We start from the raw sequence: 18,631 nt of genomic DNA, 5'->3' as shown, positions 1-18,631 counted from the left end.
ATATGGTTAACGGCGTTTGCTTCTTTTCGGCCTGCTACCATGTTCTCCATCCTCACTTTTAAGCCAACCAAATAGCCCGTCTTTCTCTCCTTTATCATTACCGCTGAATAATTCGGGATGCTCACGCCGAACATCATCTTCAAACTGGTCTTCGCACGGGATACCGTCTTTGTCACCATCCATCTTCACATTAGGGCAGTAAGCCAGAAAAAACTTAGCTTCTGCAAAAGATTTCATTTGCGAGCAATACTGCCTGCCGTCACAGTGAAACTGGCCTGCTGCTTGTCTTTTACCGGTAGATTCGACAGCTTGCTTCCATGCAGCACGTTCAGCCATCATTTTTTCGGCCACTTCATCAACCACTACTTCATTGCCGGCATGTGTCGCCCGATAGCTATCCCAGTAGTCAAGCCCATAATAAGCGGCCGCACCCAATAGAGGGATACCGACAATAGCCGCAACCATGCCGCGCAGCCAGCCCGGTAAATTTTTCGGTGTATCATCATCAAAATCAATGTCTTGGGCAGCCGGCTTACGGGTTCGGTTACTGTATTGGATATTTTTTGCTTCCTCCACACCGCGCTGATTGCTGACAATATCAAACGATACCGTTTCCCCATCGCGTGGCGGTGGATTTTCAGTTTCAAACTCGCCGATATGGGCGAAAATTTCCGCTTTGCTTTGCTCTTCTTTAATAAATCCGAAGCCAAGCTCGTAGTCCCAGCGCATGATGGTTCCGTGATAGCGCATGTGTCCCCTTAATTTATCATCATTATGCAAGTGCTATATTTTACAAAGAAAGCGGTTTACATAGTGATTTTTTTACACTTCCCGAATACTTTTCTTAAATATTTAAAATTTATTTGTGAATTAATAAAAAATAACATTATAAATTAATAAGTAACCCTATATAAAAAAACAACATTTAAACCAACGTGGTAACCGCAACATCATAAAGATCGCCTAAAACCTTTCAGACGGCAGCGGATTCCGATTTGAAGTAGTTTTGACCATATCAAACTGAATAAGAGTAAATTCTTATTTGGCTTTCATTATTTTATTCATGATAAATGGCCTGAAATAGCAGATTACCACCAACTTTACAAAGGTGTGACGTCATAAAAAAAACGCCGCATTTGCGGCGTTTTGATTTGATAGATAAAACCTTATTAGCTTTCTATAGCTTGATCTACGCGTTCACGTAATTCTTTTCCAGGTTTGAAATGCGGAACAAATTTCTCAGGAACTTCCACACGTTCACCAGTTTTAGGATTACGGCCGACACGAGCCGGACGACGGTTTAAATCAAAGCTACCAAAGCCTCTGATTTCAATACGCTGGCCTTTTGCAAGTGAACGAGTCATGGTATCTACCAAAACTTTAACACTGTATTCGACATCTTTTGCCATCAACTGTGTACCATTCTTTTCAGCAAAAACCTCTGCCAAACGAACCATTAACTCAGACTTGGTCATATTGGCACCTTATTCCTGATCACCGGAAAGTTTGGCTTTCAACAAGTCGCCCAAGCTGGTCGTACCTGCGCTGGCAGTTGAAGAAGCATTAACAGTATTCAACGCTTCACGGCTATCTTTAGCATCTTTGGCTTTAACAGACAATTTGATGCTGCGGTTTTTGCGATCAACCGTTGCCACAACCGCTTCTACCTCGTCGCCTTCTTTTAACACGTTGCGCAAATCTTCAACACGCTCGCTAGACCATTCGGCAGCAGGCAGATAAGCTTCTACATCGTCAGACAAAGTAATAACCGCACCTTTGGCATCTACTGATTTAGCAGTACCTTTAACCAAAGAACCTTTATCGTTTACGCTGATAAAGTTGCCGAAAGGATCGCCTTCCAACTGTTTGATGCCCAAAGAGATACGCTCTTTTTCAACATCAATCGCCAATACAACGGCTTCAACTTCTTCACCTTTTTTGTATTTGCGTACAGCTTCTTCACCGGCTTCTGTCCAAGAAAGATCAGACAAGTGAACCAAACCATCGATACCGCCCGGCAAGCCTACGAACACACCGAAGTCAGTAATAGATTTGACTGCACCTGAGATTTTATCGCCTTTATTGTGGTTGGCGGCAAACTCTTCCCAAGGATTAGGCTGACATTGTTTCATACCCAAGCTGATACGGCGGCGGTCTTCGTCGATTTCCAGAATCATGACTTCTACTTCATCGCCCAATTGAACGACTTTGCTCGGATGTACGTTTTTGTTGGTCCAGTCCATTTCAGAAACGTGTACCAAACCTTCGATACCTTGTTCGATTTCAACGAATGCACCGTAGTCGGTTAAGTTAGATACTTTACCGAACATGCGGGTACCTTGCGGATAACGGCGGGTCAAACCAGTCCAAGGATCTTCGCCCAATTGTTTCATACCCAATGAAACACGTTGTTTTTCTTGGTCGAATTTCAATACTTTGGCTTCAACTTCTTGGCCGACTTCCAAAACTTCGCTTGGATGTTTCACACGGCGCCATGCCAAGTCGGTGATGTGCAGCAAACCGTCGATACCGCCCAAGTCAACGAACGCACCGTAATCGGTAATATTTTTAACGATACCTTTAACCACTGCGCCTTCTTGCAGGTTTTCCAACAATGCTTTGCGCTCTTCGCCCAAAGTCACTTCCAGAACGGCACGGCGTGATACCACTACGTTATTGCGTTTTTTATCCAGTTTGATTACTTTGAATTCAACTTCTTTACCTTCAAAGTGAGAAGTATCTTTAACAGGACGTACGTCAACTAAAGAACCCGGCAAGAATGCACGGATGCTGTTGATCATAACAGTCAGGCCGCCTTTTACTTTGCCATTGATTACGCCAGACAGAATGTCGCCGTTTTCCATAGCTTCTTCCAAAGCAATCCAATCGGCAGCACGCTTGGCTTTTTCACGGGATAATTTGGTTTCACCGAAGCCGTTTTCAACAGATTCGATAGTTACGGTAACAAAATCACCGACTTTTACTTCAATCTCACCCTGAGCGTTTTTGAATTCGCTTACATCAATCAAAGACTCTGATTTCAGACCGGCATTTACGGTAACAAAGTTATTATCGATTGCCACTACTTCAGCGGTAATCACCTCACCGGGATTCATCTCTTGAAGGGTAAAGCTTTCTTCCAAAAGCTGGGCAAAATTTTCCATAGTCATATAGTAACTCTTTTCAATACACTGCCAAGGCGTGCGGGGTTGGTTTTAAAAACAGTCTGCCGCCCTTGGCGCGGCAAACAATAATACAAAAATTTTCAGACGGCCTTCCTTAAATCAAAGGCAGTCTGAAAATATGGTTTAATTATACATTATCGTTAGATTTGTGCATACCAATCAAGCACTTTTTTTACAGCTTGTTCAATGCTCAAATCCGATGTATCCAATAAATATGCATCCGGTAATTGTTTTAACGGGGCAACAGCTCGGCGGCGATCCGCCTCATCACGGGTTTCAATATCGGAAAGAATACGTTCGAACGCTACGCCTTCGGTAGGAATCCCAATTTGCGCCGCTCTACGCTCGGCACGGATTCGCGCAGATGCGGTTAAAAAAACCTTTAAAGCCGCATCGGGAAAAACTACCGACCCCATATCACGGCCATCACCCACCAATCCTTTATCTGTTAAAAAATGGCGTTGTCGCTGTAATAATGCTGCTCGGACTTTTGGAAATCGTGCCACAGTGGAAGCACCCATTCCGATTTCTTCACTACGAATAGCATCGGAAACATCTTGACCATTTAACCGTATTATATTTGCTTCAAACACAACCGGCAGGTTTTCAGCCAACCCGGCTACGGCATCTTCATCTTCCCAGCTAACACTTTGTTGCTGCGCATAAAGAGCGGTCAAGCGATACAATGCGCCCGAGTCCAAATAGTCGAACCCCAGTGCTGCAGCAACGCGTGATGCTACCGTTCCTTTGCCCGATGCACTTGGCCCGTCGATAGCGATGATTTTACGGTTTAAATTCATATCTACTTCGTCTCAATTTACGACTGGTTCAAATGGCTGAAATAGTTTTCAGACGGCCTCATTTATCTATATAAGGCCGTCTGAAACATAGATAATCTGATAGCTTGGAATTATATAGCTTTCACGTTTAATTGTAATTAATTTTTATTATCTTATAGCCTTATTATTAACATAATGTGTAAATTCCTTAATATCCGAACAAGCCGCTACTGCATACAAAACCTAACGGCAGCGTTATAATCCGCAACATCTCAACCTCAAAAAATGACGGAATTTAACATGCAGCAACTCAAGCTCGCCATTTCAGGTGCACAAATTTTATTCGTGGCATTCGGCGCTATGGTCTTGGTACCGCTTCTCACAGGATTAAACCCTTCTATGGCTTTACTAGGTGCCGGTATCGGTACGCTGCTGTTTCAAGTCGTCACCCGCTTTAAAGTACCGGTATTTCTCGGTTCGTCATTTGCTTTTATCGCACCGATTATTTATTCGATTAGCGAGTGGGGCCTGCCCTCTACCATGTTTGCCTTATTCGCTGCCGGCTTTATGTATTTTGTTTTTGCCGGATTGGTGAAGTGGCGCGGCTTGGCTACGGTTAACCGCCTACTTCCACCCGTTGTGATCGGCCCTGTCATTATGGTTATCGGTTTATCGGTTGCCATGGTAGCCAGTCAAATGGCTATGGGTCAGGCCGGTGGCGAACAAGCTGTAGACTATACCCAATCATTAATACTTTCCGGTTTTACTTTTGCCGTAACCGTCATTGTTGCCGTGTTCGGCAGTAAAATGATGAAACTGGTTCCGATCCTAATCGGTGTGGTAGCCGGCTATATTGCCGCCTTATTCATGGGGTTAGTAGATACCACACCGATTATCAATGCACCTTGGTTTGCCAAACCGGACTTCATAACTCCGCAAATCAACTGGCAGGCCGCGCTCTTTATGCTGCCCGTGGCTATCGCTCCGGCCATTGAACATATCGGCGGGGTTATGGCGATTGGTAAAGTCACGGGAAATGATTATGTTAAAGACCCAGGTTTACATAAAACACTGGCCGGTGACGGTTTAGGCGTATGCGTTGCCGGCTTAATCGGTGGCCCGCCTGTTACTACTTACGGTGAAGTAACCGGTGCCGTGATGATTACCAAAAACAGTAATCCCAAAATCATGACTTGGGCGGCCATTTTTGCTATCTGTATGGCTTTCTTTGGTAAGTTCAATGCTTTTCTGGCCTCTATCCCCTTGCCTGTTATGGGGGGCATTATGATTTTACTATTCGGTACCATTGCATCACTGGGTTTGAAAACTTTGATTGATGCACATGTGGATTTAATGAAGCCCAAAAATTTAGTGATTGTCAGTTCGGTATTAACCACCGGCGTAGGCGGCATGGTCATTAAATTCGGTAGCATCAGTTTTGCCGGCGTCGGACTGTGTGCCATTCTGGCTATTATATTGAACAGGCTGTTACCGGACGAATAATTTTTATCCAAACCAAATAATAACCGCCGGTTGTTGTTTCAGACGGCCTTATATTTATTTCCTCAATCAAATAAAGCCGTCTGAATTTATTCAGACGGCTTTATTAACCCATTGCTAAAAAGCAAATCAATATCGATTTAGCGTTTACCGGCAATACCGATTTCACCATTCTTTTGCATAATCGCACCACCAATTTCTTCGGCATTCTTACCAAAGAAGTGAACTTTGTAATCACCTTTACCCAGTTTTTCTGAGTTTGAATGGCCTTCGATACCTTGAGTAGTCACAAGCGTGCCATCAATTTCATTGTTAAATGATGTATTTTTAATACTTGCTTCTAACAAATCAATCTTACCAGATGACGCCAAACCTGTTACTGAACCACTACCTACTCTCTTATCAAAGTCGACATTGTAAGTCAGTTTACCGATTTCAGTTTCACCGAATGCAGCACCATTGTAAGCATATTTACCTGAAGTCGGCAGCGTTTGGGTAGCCTCACCATTAACCAATCCGACTACCATCGGGTTTTTTACTTCCGCAACCGCCGTTGTCATTTCCGGATCGTCTTTGAGGTTTTCACCACCAATTTTTTCGGAACTGAAACGACCGGCAATGATAGAAAATTGTTGACGGTATGTACGAACAGTTTCATTGCCTTCCTGATTAACAAGGTTAGTCACTTTATCAGAAGCCAAATCAGATACTTTATAAGATTTACCATCTAAATTAATTTTATATGCCGCCGCATTATAAACAGAACCGGCTGATGCATCGGTAAGATTAACCGCTTGTGCGCTGGCAGACGGCATAGCATCGCGGAAAGCAGCATTAGACGATTGATTGGTAGATGTTGCTGCAGCAGAAGGACTTCCGCTACCGCCACCACCACATGCAGCCAAACCAAATGCTAAAAACACTGCCAAACCGATTTTATTGTAAGTAGACATTTCCGTAATCCTTGTGTTTGTTTTTTAGTAAAGGTTAAATGTGGTTCTCTTTGCCACGGGGGATATATTATCAATTCCCAACATATCTTAACAACCACCCATCATAAAAAAATGCCATGCACCTATAAAAATATTTTCTTGTTTTCACTTAAATTATTTTAAAAATGACATATCAATACTTATATTTCATAATTATTTTTATATACAATTGTTTTAAATATAAATATTTAATTTAAATTAATTTTAACAAAATCATATCATGAGTAGTTTTTGTATTTTAATTGCAACAGTTACTATTTTAAACAAATAATAAAAATATAATCCATATAATTTACATTTTATTTACAAATCAATATAGAAATAAAAATCTCCTATCAAAAAATGATTATTAAGCTAAATCATAATAACGATGCCTATAGCAAACACAAATAAACAAAGCCGCTACCTGATAGGAGATAGCGGCTTGATACGAAAATAATTATGCAGGATAAAGGTAAAAAATATTATTATTCACCAGCCTGATTATCATTGGCACGGATTTTACGGATCACAGCTTTTAATGTGCCAGAAGAATGTTCCTGAATCGATTTATCGCTTAATCTGCCTGCATCCTCTCCCCAGATAGCCAATGCCGCGCCCAAAATATTGTCGGTATTTCGAACCGCATTATTCACATTTTCGCCATCCCATACCCCCAGATTCCAACGTTTTTCAATATCTTGACCCGCAAAATTTGCTTCATGGCTAAAATTACCGCCCTCTTTGGGTACAAGATAGAGATAGTATGAATTATAGTTTAAAACAGTAAACCCTTTATCTATAAGATCCGGCATGCTGGCACGTATTTTACGCCGTCTGACAGCAGCAACTTGATTTTCAGTATCACCGTCATAACTCCAATAAGTAATCTGAATATTACGGTTCAATCCATCTACCGTTTTGGTAATTAACCCATCATTCCATAAACGGGGTGTTAATCCTTTCTGTTCCAGAAAAGAAGCCAGTTTGTTAGCATAGTCGATAAACTCCTGGTTATTTTCTTCACTATAACCAAACTCATCACCACCTATATGAAAATGCTTACTCTGGCTACCAAATGCATCAGCAACTTCGGTAATCAGTTTTTTCATAAACTCAATACTTTCAGGCTTATTGATATTGATTTCATCATCAACCTGAGTAGATTTCAATGAATCCACATAGCCTTGCCCATGTTTATGTGCCAAAAGCCTAAAAATACCATCCATATGGTTAGGGCTGCCAACTTCCGGTATCACTTCGATATTCTTAGACTGCGCATAACGAATAAGCTCTTGTAGTTGCCGATAACTTAAAAATGGTTTACCGGTTTGCGGATTAATATATACACCGTCTTTCCTACGGGTAGCATTTTCCACTTTCTGCCCGAGCAAATCACTTTCCAAAGCATAATTTTCATGATCGGAAAAATGCAAATGTAAAAAACTACCGCCCGATGCGGCTAAATTATCAATAAAATTTTTAATCACATTAACCGAATAAAAATGACGGGCAGTATCCAACATTAATCCGATTTCTTTATGCGCGGAAGTATTCGATTTATTTGATTGAGCAGAAGAGGCCGAAGATGTCGTACCACTATTATCCGATGTTGCACCGCAAGCAGCTACACCGCCCAACACCAAGCTCAATAAAAGATAAACAGACACAGTTTTCAAACGCATAAACGGATGAATATAATTTGATGAGCATGTCATATAAGATTTTGTTTTTTTAAGCATAATTAAACTTTATATTGTAATGGTTTCTAATGTAATGCGTTATAACGTGATTCTTTTTTAATGTGCGCTAATTTTTATAATAATTTCCCGATAAGATGTAACTCTTGGTTATTGGCACGAACTAGAACCAACCAAAATATTTTACTTTTCAAAATCATTTAAAATAATAAATTTATTTTTATAAACATGATGTTAAACTCATTTTCTTGGCTTAAAGCTATAAAATAAGCTATAATCTTACCTATTTTCACACTAATGAAGCAGGCCGTCTGAATATATAGACGGGCACTACCGTAGGAGTATAAAAAATTATGATGACACTTTATTCGGGCATTACCTGCCCTTTCAGCCAACGTTGCCGGTTTGTGTTGTTTGAAAAAGGTATGGATTTTGAAATCAAAGATGTAGATATTTTCAACAAACCCGAAGATCTAGCCATAATGAACCCCTACAACCAAGTGCCTGTTTTGGTTGAACGCGATTTGATTCTTCATGAATCCAATATTATCAACGAATATATCGACGAACGCTTCCCTCATCCTCAATTAATGCCCGGCGACCCTGTTATGCGCGGTCGTGGCCGTTTGGTATTGTTCCGCATGGAAAAAGAGCTGTTCAGACACGTGCAGTTGCTCGAATCTGCTGATGCTAGCAGCAAAGAGCAATCTAAAGCACGCGAAGCCATTGCCAACGGGTTAACCATGCTTGCCCCCGCTTTCTCAAAAACCAAATTTATTATGGGTGACGAATTTTCTATGATTGATGTTGCCTTGTCGCCCTTATTATGGCGCTTAGACCATTATGACATCAAACTCGGCAAATCCGCTGCCCCGATTCTCAAATATGCGGAACGTATTTTCCAACGCGAAGCCTTTATCGAAGCACTGACGCCCGCTGAAAAAGCTATGCGACGTTAAGCCGCCCCCAAAGGAAACAACTGTGAACAGCACCAAACCTTACCTGATTCGCGCACTTTATGAATGGTGTATGGACAATAATCAAACACCGCATATTGCCGTTTGGGTAAACGAACATACCCGAGTTCCCATGCAATACGTGCGTGAAAATGAAATCGTACTGAATATCGGCACAACGGCAAGCCACAATTTAAACATTGATAACGAATGGATAAATTTCTCCGCCCGTTTTTCCGGTGTCGCACATGAAATCTGGATTCCGATCGGTCATGTGATCAGTATTTTCGCACGCGAAAGCGGTGAAGGCATGGGGTTTGAAGTGGAACCCTATCAAACCGAAAGTGAAAAACAGGGTGTCGAGCCGTTGCACTTAGTCGAAAAAGAAACCGCCGACAGTGCTGAAGAGAAGCCGTCTGAAAACAAAGACGATACGCCCCCACCTGAAAATGGCGGTACGAAACCTAAAAAAGGTTTGAAACTGGTGAAATAAAGCTGCTGTTTATATCCATAAAAACTGGCCGTCTGAATCACTCAGACGGCCAGTTTTAACTTGAAAACCCAGCAAACTTAAACACTCACGCCTACCGCACGGGCAATTTCCAAACCTTCTTCCGTGCCCATATAAACAGGCGGTTCCGGTCGGTCTCTGCGCACAATATCGCCCTGATAAAACATCACCAACTCATCTACCGCCAACTGCGACCACTGCTCGTTAGCCGTTAGCGGCAAAGTGGCAATCACCGCCACTTTATCGTTTGGCGTAGTAACCGCAGCAAAATCGATACTGACATCATCATCCAACAAATGCGCCTCGCCAAAAGGTGCTTTGCGGACAATATAATGCAGCAGTGTGCTGGCATGCGCAAACAGATAATCGCCGTTTGACATCATAAAGTTAAACAAACCATATTCACGTATTTCTTTTGTCAGCTCTTTAACCGCTTCAAACAAAGCATCTGTATCGGGACGTTCTGGAAAACGGGTACGCAACTGTTCGAGCATATAGCAAAAAGCCCGCTCCGAATCGGTATTACCGACGGCATGGTAATATTGCCCAATTTCGGGGAAAAAGTTTTTCAAATGCCCGTTGTGGGCAAACAACCAATATTCCCCCCACATTTCACGCATAAACGGATGGGTATTGGCCAACGAAGTTTGCCCCTGTGTTGCTTTTCGAATATGGGCAATCACATTTTCAGATTTGATTTGATACGCACGGATTAAATCAGCAACCGGCGAATGCGCACTGGGTTTGTCATCATGAAACAAACGCACACCGCGGCCTTCGAAAAAACCAATACCGAAACCGTCAGCATGATGGTCAGTCAAACCACCACGACGGCGGAACCCTTCGAAAGAAAACACAATATCGGTAGGGGTATTGCAGTTCATGCCGAGCAGCTGGCACATAATATTTGCCTTTCCTTTAATCTTTTATTTCATGGCAGAGAACTATATTGTGGGGCAAACCTACTATTTTTTAAAGTAGTTTCCAAGTATGCGATAACAATTTTACAGCCAAATAATGCACCATATTATTCTGATATTGAAGGCCGTCTGAAAAACCAACATACTTTATATTGCCCTTTCAATGCAAAGCTTTATTACATGGCTCTCTTATAAAAAAGCAGGTGCCGATTGCGAAGCACCTGCTTTTTACAATAATAATAGGCCGTCTGAAACAAGCTTTACTCGAAATTCAACACCGCAGAAGTATAAACATCTTGAACATCGTCTAAATCTTCAAGTGCATCAATCAGTTTTTGCATTTTCTCGGCATCTTCGCCACTCAATTCGGTTTCGTTTTGCGCGCGCATGGTCACGTCGCCGTCTTCCGATTTAAAGCCTGCTGCTTCCAAAGTGGCTTTTACAGCAGCCCAATCATTCGGCGCGGTAATCACTTCAATCGAACCGTCTTCATTATTCACCACATCTTCCGCACCCGCTTCCAATGCTGCTTCCATCAGCGCATCTTCGTCCGTACCCGGTGCAAAAAGCAGATAGCCTTGATGAACAAAGTTAAAGGCCACACAACCATCGGTGCCTAAATTACCGCCATTTTTGTTAAAAGCATGGCGCACATCGGCAACCGTACGGGTTTTATTATCGGTTAAGCAGTCCACCATCAAAGCCGCACCGCCGATACCGTAGCCCTCATAGCGCAATTCAACGTATTCCGCCCCCTCCAGATTGCCCGTACCTTTATCAATCGCACGTTGCACATTGTCTTTCGGCATATTGTTGTCGAAAGCTTTATCCATAGCCAAACGCAAACGGGGGTTTGAATTCGGATCACCGCCGCCCATTTTGGCCGCTACGGTAATTTCTTTAATCAAGCGCGTAAAAATTTTGCCGCGCTTGGCATCCTGACGCTCTTTCTTGTGGCGGATATTCGCCCATTTACTATGGCCTGCCATTATTCTTTCCTTTCCTTGCCGCCCGCACCGCGATACGGCCGAATTCATTTTTAAGCCGTCTATTTTAACATAGCGAAAAAACATTTTAAAACCTACGCCAAACAGCACCGATTCGGCCATTTCGTTCAGGCTACGCCAAAATACAATGCCAATAAACACCATGCGGCAATACCCGGAAAATATTCTGTTTTTACAGGGATACTTGATTTAAAACGGCTTGCAACCATATTCAAACCATCTGAAAAATTTAAGCAGGAAAATATAAGTATGCAAACACAAACCAACACACCGGCAATCACCGCCGCCGACAACCGCACCCGTTTTATTTTTGATGATATGCCTATCCGCGGGCAACATGTATTACTTGAAAAAGTATGGCAGCATATTGTCGGCCAAAAACACTACCCTGTCGCTATACGGCGCGCACTGGGCGAGCTATTGGCAGCCGGCGTATTGTTATCAAGCAATCTGAAAATCGACGGCACCCTAACCGTGCAAGTACAAGGGCAAGGCCGTCTGAAAATGCTGGTGGTAGAAGCCGGCTCTGCCGACACCTGTCGCGCTACCGCCCGTTGGGATGAACAGGCTCAAATCAACGATGACGACAGCCTTGCCGAACTTTTAGGCGAAAACGGGGTATTTGTGATTACCCTACAACCGCGCGACGGCGACCCTTGGCAAGGGGTGGTGCCTTTAGAAGGCGGCAGTATTGCGGAAATGCTGATGAACTATATGAAGCGTTCCGAGCAATTGGATACCTATATTACTTTGGCCGCTTCCGATACCGCATGCAGCGGGCTATTGGTACAACGCCTGCCCGAATCAGAGCCTAATCCGGAAACATGGGAGCATGTCGTAACATTGGCACAAACCGCTACACAAGAAGAGCTGCTTTCGCTTAGTGTACAGCACATACTCTACCGTTTATTCCATGAAACACCGCCACGCCTTTTTGAACCGGAACCCATCGAATTTGCCTGCACCTGTTCGCGCGGAAAAGTGAGCGATATGCTGCTTCTGCTCGGTGGCGAAGAAGTCGGCTCGGTATTGGCGGAGCAAGGCAGCATCGAAATCGATTGTGACTTCTGCCACGCCCAATATGTTTTTGATGAAACTGATGTTAATACACTATTCGGTACCGATATTGCCGCAGCATACCGTGAATCAAGAAATGCCGCCCAGCTGCAATAAAATCTGTATCCAACTATATTCTTTTCAAGAATAATAAATAAGGCCGTCTGAAATAGCATTCAGACGGCCTTATATGAATCAAAAAACTTTATTGATTTTCTACAATAATTTTCTAAAAGTACCGACATTGGGCTTGCTCTAGCAGGGCTGCGACCGTTAGGAAACGCCAGCGTAGCTATATTTAAGCCGAATAACTAAATATGTGACAACTCAACAGTAAAATAACCATACTCAAACAAGCATTTGCAATATTCATTAAAGTTTAAAAAGCCATTGCCTTATCTCTGTTATAATTCCGCTCAATTAAATATTGTGTAGACAAAGAATCGAACTGTTAACAAACAGCTTTTTATCTTTATTTTTCTTTAACCACAATTTTTACCATAATTCGTTTTCTAGCCGCATCTAGGCTCCATAAACAAACATTTTCTTTTTCATGAAAGCATTACGATAAAATGAGCGAATACTTGTTTACTTCGGAATCTGTTTCCGAAGGCCACCCTGATAAAGTGGCCGATCAAATTTCCGATGCCATTTTAGATGCCATTCTGGCACAAGACCCTACGGCACGGGTTGCCGCCGAAACATTGGTTGCCACCGATTTATGTGTTTTGGCCGGTGAAATCACCACAACGGCCAAAGTCGATTACGAACAGGTGGCACGCGATACAATTTCCCGTATCGGTTATAACGATCCCGAATTGGGTTTTAGTGCCAACTCTTGCCGACTACTGCAAAATTTCGGCGAACAATCGCCCGATATCGCCCAAGGTGTTAATGAAGGCGAAGGGGTTGATTTGGAGCAAGGCGCCGGCGATCAGGGCTTGATGTTCGGTTATGCCTGCGATGAAACACCCACCTTAATGCCCTTCCCGATTTATTACAGCCACCGCCTGATGCAACGCCAAAGCGAAGTACGCAAAAGCGGCCTGCTGCCGTGGCTTCGCCCCGATGCCAAAGCACAATTAACCTGCGTATACGACAGCGAAACAGGAAAAGTCAAACGCATTGATACCGTCGTATTATCCACTCAACACCACCCCGATATCAGCCGTGAAGAATTGATTGCCGCAGTTAAAGAACATATTATTCTGCCGGTATTGCCGGCAGACATGCTGACCGAAGAAACCAAATACCTGATCAACCCGACCGGCGTATTTGTAATTGGCGGCCCGCAGGGCGATTGCGGCTTAACCGGCCGCAAAATCATTGTTGATACCTATGGCGGTGCCGCACCGCATGGCGGGGGTGCATTCTCCGGAAAAGACCCGACCAAAGTCGACCGCTCCGCCGCCTATGCCTGCCGTTATGTCGCTAAAAACATCGTTGCCGCCGGCTTGGCAACCCAATGCCAGATTCAAGTTTCTTACGCCATTGGTATTGCCAAACCGACCTCTATTTCCATTGATACCTTCGGCACCGGCAAACTCAGCGAAGCGGAATTAATCAAACTGGTGCGCGAACATTTCGACCTACGCCCGAAAGGCATTGTTCAAATGCTTGATTTATTAAGGCCGATTTACAGCAAATCCGCAGCTTACGGCCATTTCGGACGGGAAGAACCCGAATTCAGTTGGGAACGTACCGATAAAGTAGCGGCATTGAAAGCGGCGGCAGGTTTATAAATTTTTCGAGCAAAACCCGGTCCGCATAGACCCTGTTCAGGCCGTCTGAAAACATTTTCAGACGGCTTGTTTTATGGCCGGATACATAGGCTTTAAAGCGCCTGATACAGCCGAGTCTGCCTGTGGATAAATTTGTCAAACCATCGGCATTGTGGGAAAATCTAAAGATTAAATTTTTATGCAAAGGGCGGCAAACTATGCTGGATAGAGAAGGATATCGCCCCAATGTCGGCATCATCTTAACCAACGACCGCAATGAAGTATTCTGGGGTAAACGTGTGCGCGAGCATTCGTGGCAGTTTCCCCAAGGCGGCATCAAACCGGGGGAAAGTCCGGAAACCGCCATGTACCGTGAGCTTTTAGAAGAAGTCGGCCTACTCCCGCACCACGTTAAAATTTTAGGCCGCACCCGAGACTGGCTGCGTTACGACGTTCCCTCCCATTGGGTTCGCCGCGAATGGCGCGGTTCTTATCGCGGGCAAAAACAGATTTGGTATCTGCTGCGCTTGGTCGGTCGGGAAAGCGATGTTCACCTGCGCGCTACCAGCCACCCCGAATTCGACGGTTGGCGTTGGCATCAATATTGGGCACCGATAGATGAAGTAATTGATTTTAAACGTAATGTATATGAAGGCGCGTTAAGCGAACTTTCCCGCTTTTTGCGTGGTTTGGAAAGCTTAGAAGAATTCACCCGCAAGCAAGAAAAATAAACCAATACCCCCAACGCTTTCAGGCCGTCTGAAAGCGTTTTTCTTTTCAGACGGCCTGTTTAGTCATATAAATCATTATCAGAATGCCTTACCATATTCGTTATCCGACAACCCCGCCCTACCGCCTATTTTTATGACCCGATCCGAACGCTTACTCAGCTTATTGCAATTATTGCGCAACCATCGCCATCCCGTTACCGCCGAAACTTTGGCAGACACTTTATCTGTCAGCATCCGAACGGTTTACCGCGATATCGAAGCCCTGCGGCGGCAAGGTGCGGATATTCGTGCCGAAGCGGGCATAGGTTTTATTTTGCACAAAGATTTTCTATTGCCGCCGCTGATGTTTAATGAAAACGAAATCGAAGCTTTGGTGCTCGGCCTGCGCTGGGTGGTTGCTTATACCGACAACACACTGCGTGAAGAAGCCAAAAATGTGTTAACCAAAATCCACAATATCTTACCCGACAACTTATCCGGCCTGATAGAAACTCAGGTACTTTATCCGGTTAAACAACCTAGCGGCTACGACGAACACGAGCAACATATTCTCAATACCGTCCGTGCTGCCATCCGTAGCAACCGCAAGCTCTCTTTCAACTATACCGATGCCAAAGGCCGGCCAAGCAACCGCTGCGTCTGGCCGTTTGCCATCGGCTATTTCGACCATACCCGCCTAATTTCAGCATGGTGCGAACTCAGGCAGGATTTCCGCCATTTCCGCTCCGACCGCATCAGAGAGGCGATAATTGGGGAGCCCTACCCAACCCCACACATGATTTTACTAGGCGAATGGCGGCGGCAAGAAAATATCAACCTACAACCCTTTGATTTTTAGGCCGTCTGAAACACTCCTGACAAAAACTGACACCGCATACCCGTATTATCGCCAATAGCAGAAAACGGAATCCTACCGAAACCCTAGTTCCGTCCTACCCCGACAACACGGAGATACCGATGAAAAACTTTACCCTCTATACCATGCCCCAATCACGCGGCACCAATGTTCTTTGGATGCTTGAAGAGTGCGGCGCCCGTTACGATACCGTCGCCCTATCGGAACAAAGCATCAAATCCCCCGAATACCTTGCCATCAACCCCTTAGGCAAAGTGCCCGCCCTAAGGCACGGAGACCATATCATCACCGAAACAGCCGCCATTATTACTTACTTAGCCGAACAGTTTCCCGAGAAGCAGTTGATTCCCGATGCAACCAGCGAAGAACGCGGGCAATATTACCGTTGGCTGCTATTTTCGATTCAATTCGAATATGCGGCACGAGATAAACAACGGAATATTCAAAATAACGAAGCGCAACGCAGTGCCGTCGGCTATGGCGACTTTGATACAGCTTTTGATATGATATGCCAACATATCGGCAATCATGAATATATGGTCGGCAACCATTTCAGCGCACTCGATATCTATTACGGCGGTTTATTAACTTGGTTTACCCAATATGCCCAAGTATTTCCCGCCAACTCCATATTAACCGCCTATTTCGACCGCCTCTACACCCGCCCTGCCTTCCAACAGGCACAAGCCATAGACCAAAAGCTTGCGGCACAAGCAACACAATAAGAAAAATAGATTCACTCATCAAAAAGGCCGTCTGAAAGTTTGAACTGACCCCCAAAAGTTGGACACTCCTCCAACCCATTAAGGTGCAGTTCAAACTTTCAGACGGCCTTTTTTGTATTGTTACAACACCAATCTATAAAATATAGATACCTGTGTGGTTTTATCAGTCTTTAAAACGTTTGAATACCAAAGTACCGTTGGTTCCACCGAAGCCGAACGAGTTAGAAATCGCTACGTCTATTTTGACATCGCGGGCTTCGTTGGCACAGTAATCCAAATCACAACCGACTTCGATATCTTGCTCAAACAGATTAATGGTCGGTGGTGATTTTTGATTATGCACGGCCAATACGCTATAAACAGCCTCTACACCACCAGCAGCACCCAATAGATGGCCGGTCATAGATTTGGTAGAGTTTACAATCACTTTATAAGCGTGATCACCCAATGCGATTTTCAATGCATTGGTTTCATTGGCATCGCCTAAAGGAGTAGAGGTTCCATGCGCATTCACATAATCAACGTCTGTGGGATTTAAACCGGCATCTTTTAATGCACGGTTCACCGCCATCGCAGGGCCTTCTACATTAGGTGCAGTAATATGGTAGGCATCGGAGCTCATACCAAAGCCGACAATTTCCGCATAAATTTTTGCACCGCGTTTTTTGGCATGCTCAAGCTCTTCCAGCACCATCACACCGGCACCTTCGCCCATCACGAAACCATCACGGCCTTTATCCCAAGGGCGGGAAGCGGTTTCCGGGTCATCATTGCGTGTTGACAAGGCTTTCATAGCGGCAAAACCACCCATGCCCAATGTACAAATAGCACCTTCAGCACCGCCGGCAACCATCACATCCGCATCACCATATTTAATCAGGCGGGCGGAATCGCCAATGGAATGTGCACCGGTGGTACAGGCAGAAACCATGCCGTAACTAGGACCGCGATAGCCTTTTAGAATGGTAACGTGGCCGGCAATAAGGTTAATCAGCGAACCGGGAATAAAAAATGGATTGATTTTGCGCGCGCCGGTTTGCATCACGGCCTTACCGGTAGCTTCAATAGTGGGCAACCCGCCGATACCGGAACCGATATTGACACCGATACGGTCTTTATCCAAACCTTCTACATCATCCAGCCCTGAATCGGCAATGGCTTGCAACGCAGCTGCAATACCATAGTGGATAAAAACATCCATACGGCGTGCTTCTTTAGGGCTGATATAGGTACCGATATCGAAATCTTTCACTTCACCGGCAACGCGGCAGTTAATATCGGATGCATCGAAACGGGTAATGGCACTGATGCCGCTTTTTCCGGCCAAGAGATTGTTCCAGGCGGTGGCAATGTCATTGCCGACAGGCGATATCTGTCCTAAACCTGTAATGACGACTCTTCGCTGACTCATAGTATTCTCGCTTGGGTTAGGTTTGACGGTTTTCTTAAAAACAGGCCGTCTGAAACCGTGTGAGTAATGGTTTATTTAATAAGCTAAAAGCCTCTGTCGGCAGGGATTCCCGCAGCAGAGGCTGTTTCGTTTTGAGACACTGTGCGCTTAGGCAGAGTGTGATTGGATATAGTCGATAGCCAATTGCACGGTAGTGATTTTTTCAGCATCCTCATCAGGGATTTCACAGCCGAAAGCTTCTTCCAAAGCCATTACCAACTCAACGGTATCCAGAGAGTCTGCGCCCAAATCATCTTGGAATGAAGATTCGTTTTTAACTTCGGCTTCGTTAACGCCCAGTTGTTCGGCAACAATTTTTTTAACTTGTTGTTCAATGTTTGACATGTTAATCAGTCCTTATATGCCTTACGGCGGGTTTTAAAAATCGGATTTGGCTGGATTTTACCGAATCCTTTTTACATTTTCTATTGAAACATGCGGTGCGGCAATACCGCCCCGAACCACACGGTGTTAGGCGGCATATTATCATAGGCTTATTTTAAACGACAAGCGACTTTTGTTTTCTTTTTTTAATCAAAATGTTAAATACAAAATTTGGCGCA

Annotated in this window: 18 protein-coding genes; 8 read left to right on the top strand and 10 right to left on the bottom strand. The window is 44.2% G+C overall.

Going from position 1 to position 18,631, the window contains the following annotated elements:
• Positions 1 to 6: 6 nt before the first annotated feature.
• The 4 genes from D0T92_RS03105 to cmk form a co-directional block, all read right to left on the bottom strand.
• A complete protein-coding gene (locus tag D0T92_RS03105; protein ID WP_191963661.1) occupies positions 7 to 729 on the bottom strand; it encodes an excalibur calcium-binding domain-containing protein in 723 nt (240 codons plus the stop codon).
• Between the two features lie 440 nt (positions 730 to 1,169).
• Positions 1,170 to 1,475 (bottom strand): integration host factor subunit beta, encoded by a 306-nt coding sequence (locus tag D0T92_RS03100; protein WP_151050121.1) that lies wholly within the window; start codon positions 1,473 to 1,475, stop codon positions 1,170 to 1,172.
• A 9-nt stretch (positions 1,476 to 1,484) separates the two neighbouring features.
• Positions 1,485 to 3,170 carry a 30S ribosomal protein S1 gene (rpsA, locus tag D0T92_RS03095; protein WP_151050119.1) on the bottom strand — a complete coding sequence of 562 codons (1,686 nt, stop codon included), beginning with the start codon at positions 3,168 to 3,170 and terminating at the stop codon, positions 1,485 to 1,487.
• A 155-nt stretch (positions 3,171 to 3,325) separates the two neighbouring features.
• Entirely contained in the window at positions 3,326 to 3,985 is a 660-nt protein-coding gene (gene cmk, locus D0T92_RS03090) for a (d)CMP kinase (protein ID WP_151050117.1), read from the bottom strand.
• A 279-nt stretch (positions 3,986 to 4,264) separates the two neighbouring features.
• Here cmk and D0T92_RS03085 point away from each other — a divergent pair, with 279 nt between their 5' ends.
• A complete protein-coding gene (locus D0T92_RS03085; protein WP_151050115.1) occupies positions 4,265 to 5,467 on the top strand; it encodes a uracil-xanthine permease family protein in 1,203 nt (400 codons plus the stop codon).
• Between the two features lie 137 nt (positions 5,468 to 5,604).
• On the opposite strand, the gene D0T92_RS03080 is transcribed toward D0T92_RS03085, so the two are convergent.
• A complete protein-coding gene (locus tag D0T92_RS03080; protein ID WP_151050113.1) occupies positions 5,605 to 6,417 on the bottom strand; it encodes a factor H binding protein domain-containing protein in 813 nt (270 codons plus the stop codon).
• A gap of 506 nt (positions 6,418 to 6,923) precedes the next feature.
• Positions 6,924 to 8,120, bottom strand: a complete 1,197-nt coding sequence (locus D0T92_RS03075; RefSeq protein WP_318527728.1) for a family 20 glycosylhydrolase — start codon at positions 8,118 to 8,120, stop codon at positions 6,924 to 6,926.
• 368 nt (positions 8,121 to 8,488) lie between these two features.
• Between D0T92_RS03075 and D0T92_RS03070 the strand changes: the two genes are divergently transcribed.
• Positions 8,489 to 9,094 (top strand): glutathione S-transferase N-terminal domain-containing protein, encoded by a 606-nt coding sequence (locus tag D0T92_RS03070; protein ID WP_151050111.1) that lies wholly within the window; start codon positions 8,489 to 8,491, stop codon positions 9,092 to 9,094.
• Between the two features lie 70 nt (positions 9,095 to 9,164).
• On the top strand, positions 9,165 to 9,584 hold the full coding sequence (locus tag D0T92_RS03065; RefSeq protein ID WP_263641703.1) for a stringent starvation protein B: 420 nt from the start codon (positions 9,165 to 9,167) through the stop codon (positions 9,582 to 9,584).
• A 77-nt stretch (positions 9,585 to 9,661) separates the two neighbouring features.
• Here the strand turns inward: D0T92_RS03065 and D0T92_RS03060 are convergent, their stop codons facing one another.
• Positions 9,662 to 10,504: a class II glutamine amidotransferase gene (locus tag D0T92_RS03060; RefSeq protein WP_151050107.1), complete on the bottom strand. Its 843-nt coding sequence runs from the start codon at positions 10,502 to 10,504 to the stop codon at positions 9,662 to 9,664.
• 278 nt (positions 10,505 to 10,782) lie between these two features.
• Positions 10,783 to 11,511, bottom strand: coding sequence for a YebC/PmpR family DNA-binding transcriptional regulator (locus tag D0T92_RS03055; RefSeq protein WP_151052951.1), 729 nt, complete (start codon positions 11,509 to 11,511; stop codon positions 10,783 to 10,785).
• Between the two features lie 267 nt (positions 11,512 to 11,778).
• Between D0T92_RS03055 and hslO the strand changes: the two genes are divergently transcribed.
• The 5 genes from hslO (at position 11,779) to D0T92_RS03030 (ending at position 16,618) form a co-directional block, all read left to right on the top strand.
• Positions 11,779 to 12,702, top strand: a complete 924-nt coding sequence (gene hslO / locus D0T92_RS03050) for an Hsp33 family molecular chaperone HslO (RefSeq protein ID WP_151050105.1) — start codon at positions 11,779 to 11,781, stop codon at positions 12,700 to 12,702.
• A 455-nt stretch (positions 12,703 to 13,157) separates the two neighbouring features.
• On the top strand, positions 13,158 to 14,327 hold the full coding sequence (gene metK / locus D0T92_RS03045; protein ID WP_151050103.1) for a methionine adenosyltransferase: 1,170 nt from the start codon (positions 13,158 to 13,160) through the stop codon (positions 14,325 to 14,327).
• Positions 14,328 to 14,524: 197 nt separating this feature from the next.
• Positions 14,525 to 15,037, top strand: a complete 513-nt coding sequence (locus tag D0T92_RS03040) for an RNA pyrophosphohydrolase (protein WP_151052950.1) — start codon at positions 14,525 to 14,527, stop codon at positions 15,035 to 15,037.
• Positions 15,038 to 15,170: 133 nt separating this feature from the next.
• Positions 15,171 to 15,875: a helix-turn-helix transcriptional regulator gene (locus D0T92_RS03035; RefSeq protein ID WP_151050101.1), complete on the top strand. Its 705-nt coding sequence runs from the start codon at positions 15,171 to 15,173 to the stop codon at positions 15,873 to 15,875.
• Positions 15,876 to 15,994: 119 nt separating this feature from the next.
• Positions 15,995 to 16,618 (top strand): glutathione S-transferase family protein, encoded by a 624-nt coding sequence (locus D0T92_RS03030; RefSeq protein ID WP_151050099.1) that lies wholly within the window; start codon positions 15,995 to 15,997, stop codon positions 16,616 to 16,618.
• 163 nt (positions 16,619 to 16,781) lie between these two features.
• On the opposite strand, the gene fabF is transcribed toward D0T92_RS03030, so the two are convergent.
• Entirely contained in the window at positions 16,782 to 18,029 is a 1,248-nt protein-coding gene (gene fabF, locus D0T92_RS03025; RefSeq protein WP_151050097.1) for a beta-ketoacyl-ACP synthase II, read from the bottom strand.
• A 147-nt stretch (positions 18,030 to 18,176) separates the two neighbouring features.
• Complete coding sequence (gene acpP, locus D0T92_RS03020; protein WP_151050095.1) at positions 18,177 to 18,413, bottom strand: acyl carrier protein; 237 nt, start codon at positions 18,411 to 18,413, stop codon at positions 18,177 to 18,179.
• Positions 18,414 to 18,631: the final 218 nt, after the last annotated feature.

The sequence above is a fragment of the Neisseria zalophi genome, assembly GCF_008807015.1.
In the GTDB taxonomy this organism is placed as follows: Bacteria; Pseudomonadota; Gammaproteobacteria; order Burkholderiales; family Neisseriaceae; genus Neisseria; species Neisseria zalophi.
Note: the sequence above shows the minus strand (reverse complement) of the source record. Positions and strands in the feature narration are given on the sequence as shown.

Excerpts from the sequence above, each read along its gene's own strand:
- D0T92_RS03040 (WP_151052950.1), top strand. The coding sequence starts at position 14,525 with ATGCTGGATAGAGAAGGATATCGCCCCAATGTCGGCATCATCTTAACC.
- D0T92_RS03055 (WP_151052951.1), bottom strand. The coding sequence starts at position 11,511 with ATGGCAGGCCATAGTAAATGGGCGAATATCCGCCACAAGAAAGAGCGT.
- acpP (WP_151050095.1), bottom strand. The coding sequence starts at position 18,413 with ATGTCAAACATTGAACAACAAGTTAAAAAAATTGTTGCCGAACAACTG.
- rpsA (WP_151050119.1), bottom strand. The coding sequence starts at position 3,170 with ATGACTATGGAAAATTTTGCCCAGCTTTTGGAAGAAAGCTTTACCCTT.
- D0T92_RS03065 (WP_263641703.1), top strand. The coding sequence starts at position 9,165 with ATGGACAATAATCAAACACCGCATATTGCCGTTTGGGTAAACGAACAT.
- D0T92_RS03060 (WP_151050107.1), bottom strand. The coding sequence starts at position 10,504 with ATGTGCCAGCTGCTCGGCATGAACTGCAATACCCCTACCGATATTGTG.
- D0T92_RS03070 (WP_151050111.1), top strand. The coding sequence starts at position 8,489 with ATGATGACACTTTATTCGGGCATTACCTGCCCTTTCAGCCAACGTTGC.
- D0T92_RS03075 (WP_318527728.1), bottom strand. The coding sequence starts at position 8,120 with ATGCGTTTGAAAACTGTGTCTGTTTATCTTTTATTGAGCTTGGTGTTG.
- D0T92_RS03080 (WP_151050113.1), bottom strand. The coding sequence starts at position 6,417 with ATGTCTACTTACAATAAAATCGGTTTGGCAGTGTTTTTAGCATTTGGT.
- cmk (WP_151050117.1), bottom strand. The coding sequence starts at position 3,985 with ATGAATTTAAACCGTAAAATCATCGCTATCGACGGGCCAAGTGCATCG.
- metK (WP_151050103.1), top strand. The coding sequence starts at position 13,158 with ATGAGCGAATACTTGTTTACTTCGGAATCTGTTTCCGAAGGCCACCCT.
- D0T92_RS03100 (WP_151050121.1), bottom strand. The coding sequence starts at position 1,475 with ATGACCAAGTCTGAGTTAATGGTTCGTTTGGCAGAGGTTTTTGCTGAA.
- D0T92_RS03030 (WP_151050099.1), top strand. The coding sequence starts at position 15,995 with ATGAAAAACTTTACCCTCTATACCATGCCCCAATCACGCGGCACCAAT.
- D0T92_RS03085 (WP_151050115.1), top strand. The coding sequence starts at position 4,265 with ATGCAGCAACTCAAGCTCGCCATTTCAGGTGCACAAATTTTATTCGTG.
- fabF (WP_151050097.1), bottom strand. The coding sequence starts at position 18,029 with ATGAGTCAGCGAAGAGTCGTCATTACAGGTTTAGGACAGATATCGCCT.
- hslO (WP_151050105.1), top strand. The coding sequence starts at position 11,779 with ATGCAAACACAAACCAACACACCGGCAATCACCGCCGCCGACAACCGC.
- D0T92_RS03105 (WP_191963661.1), bottom strand. The coding sequence starts at position 729 with ATGCGCTGGGACTACGAGCTTGGCTTCGGATTTATTAAAGAAGAGCAA.
- D0T92_RS03035 (WP_151050101.1), top strand. The coding sequence starts at position 15,171 with ATGACCCGATCCGAACGCTTACTCAGCTTATTGCAATTATTGCGCAAC.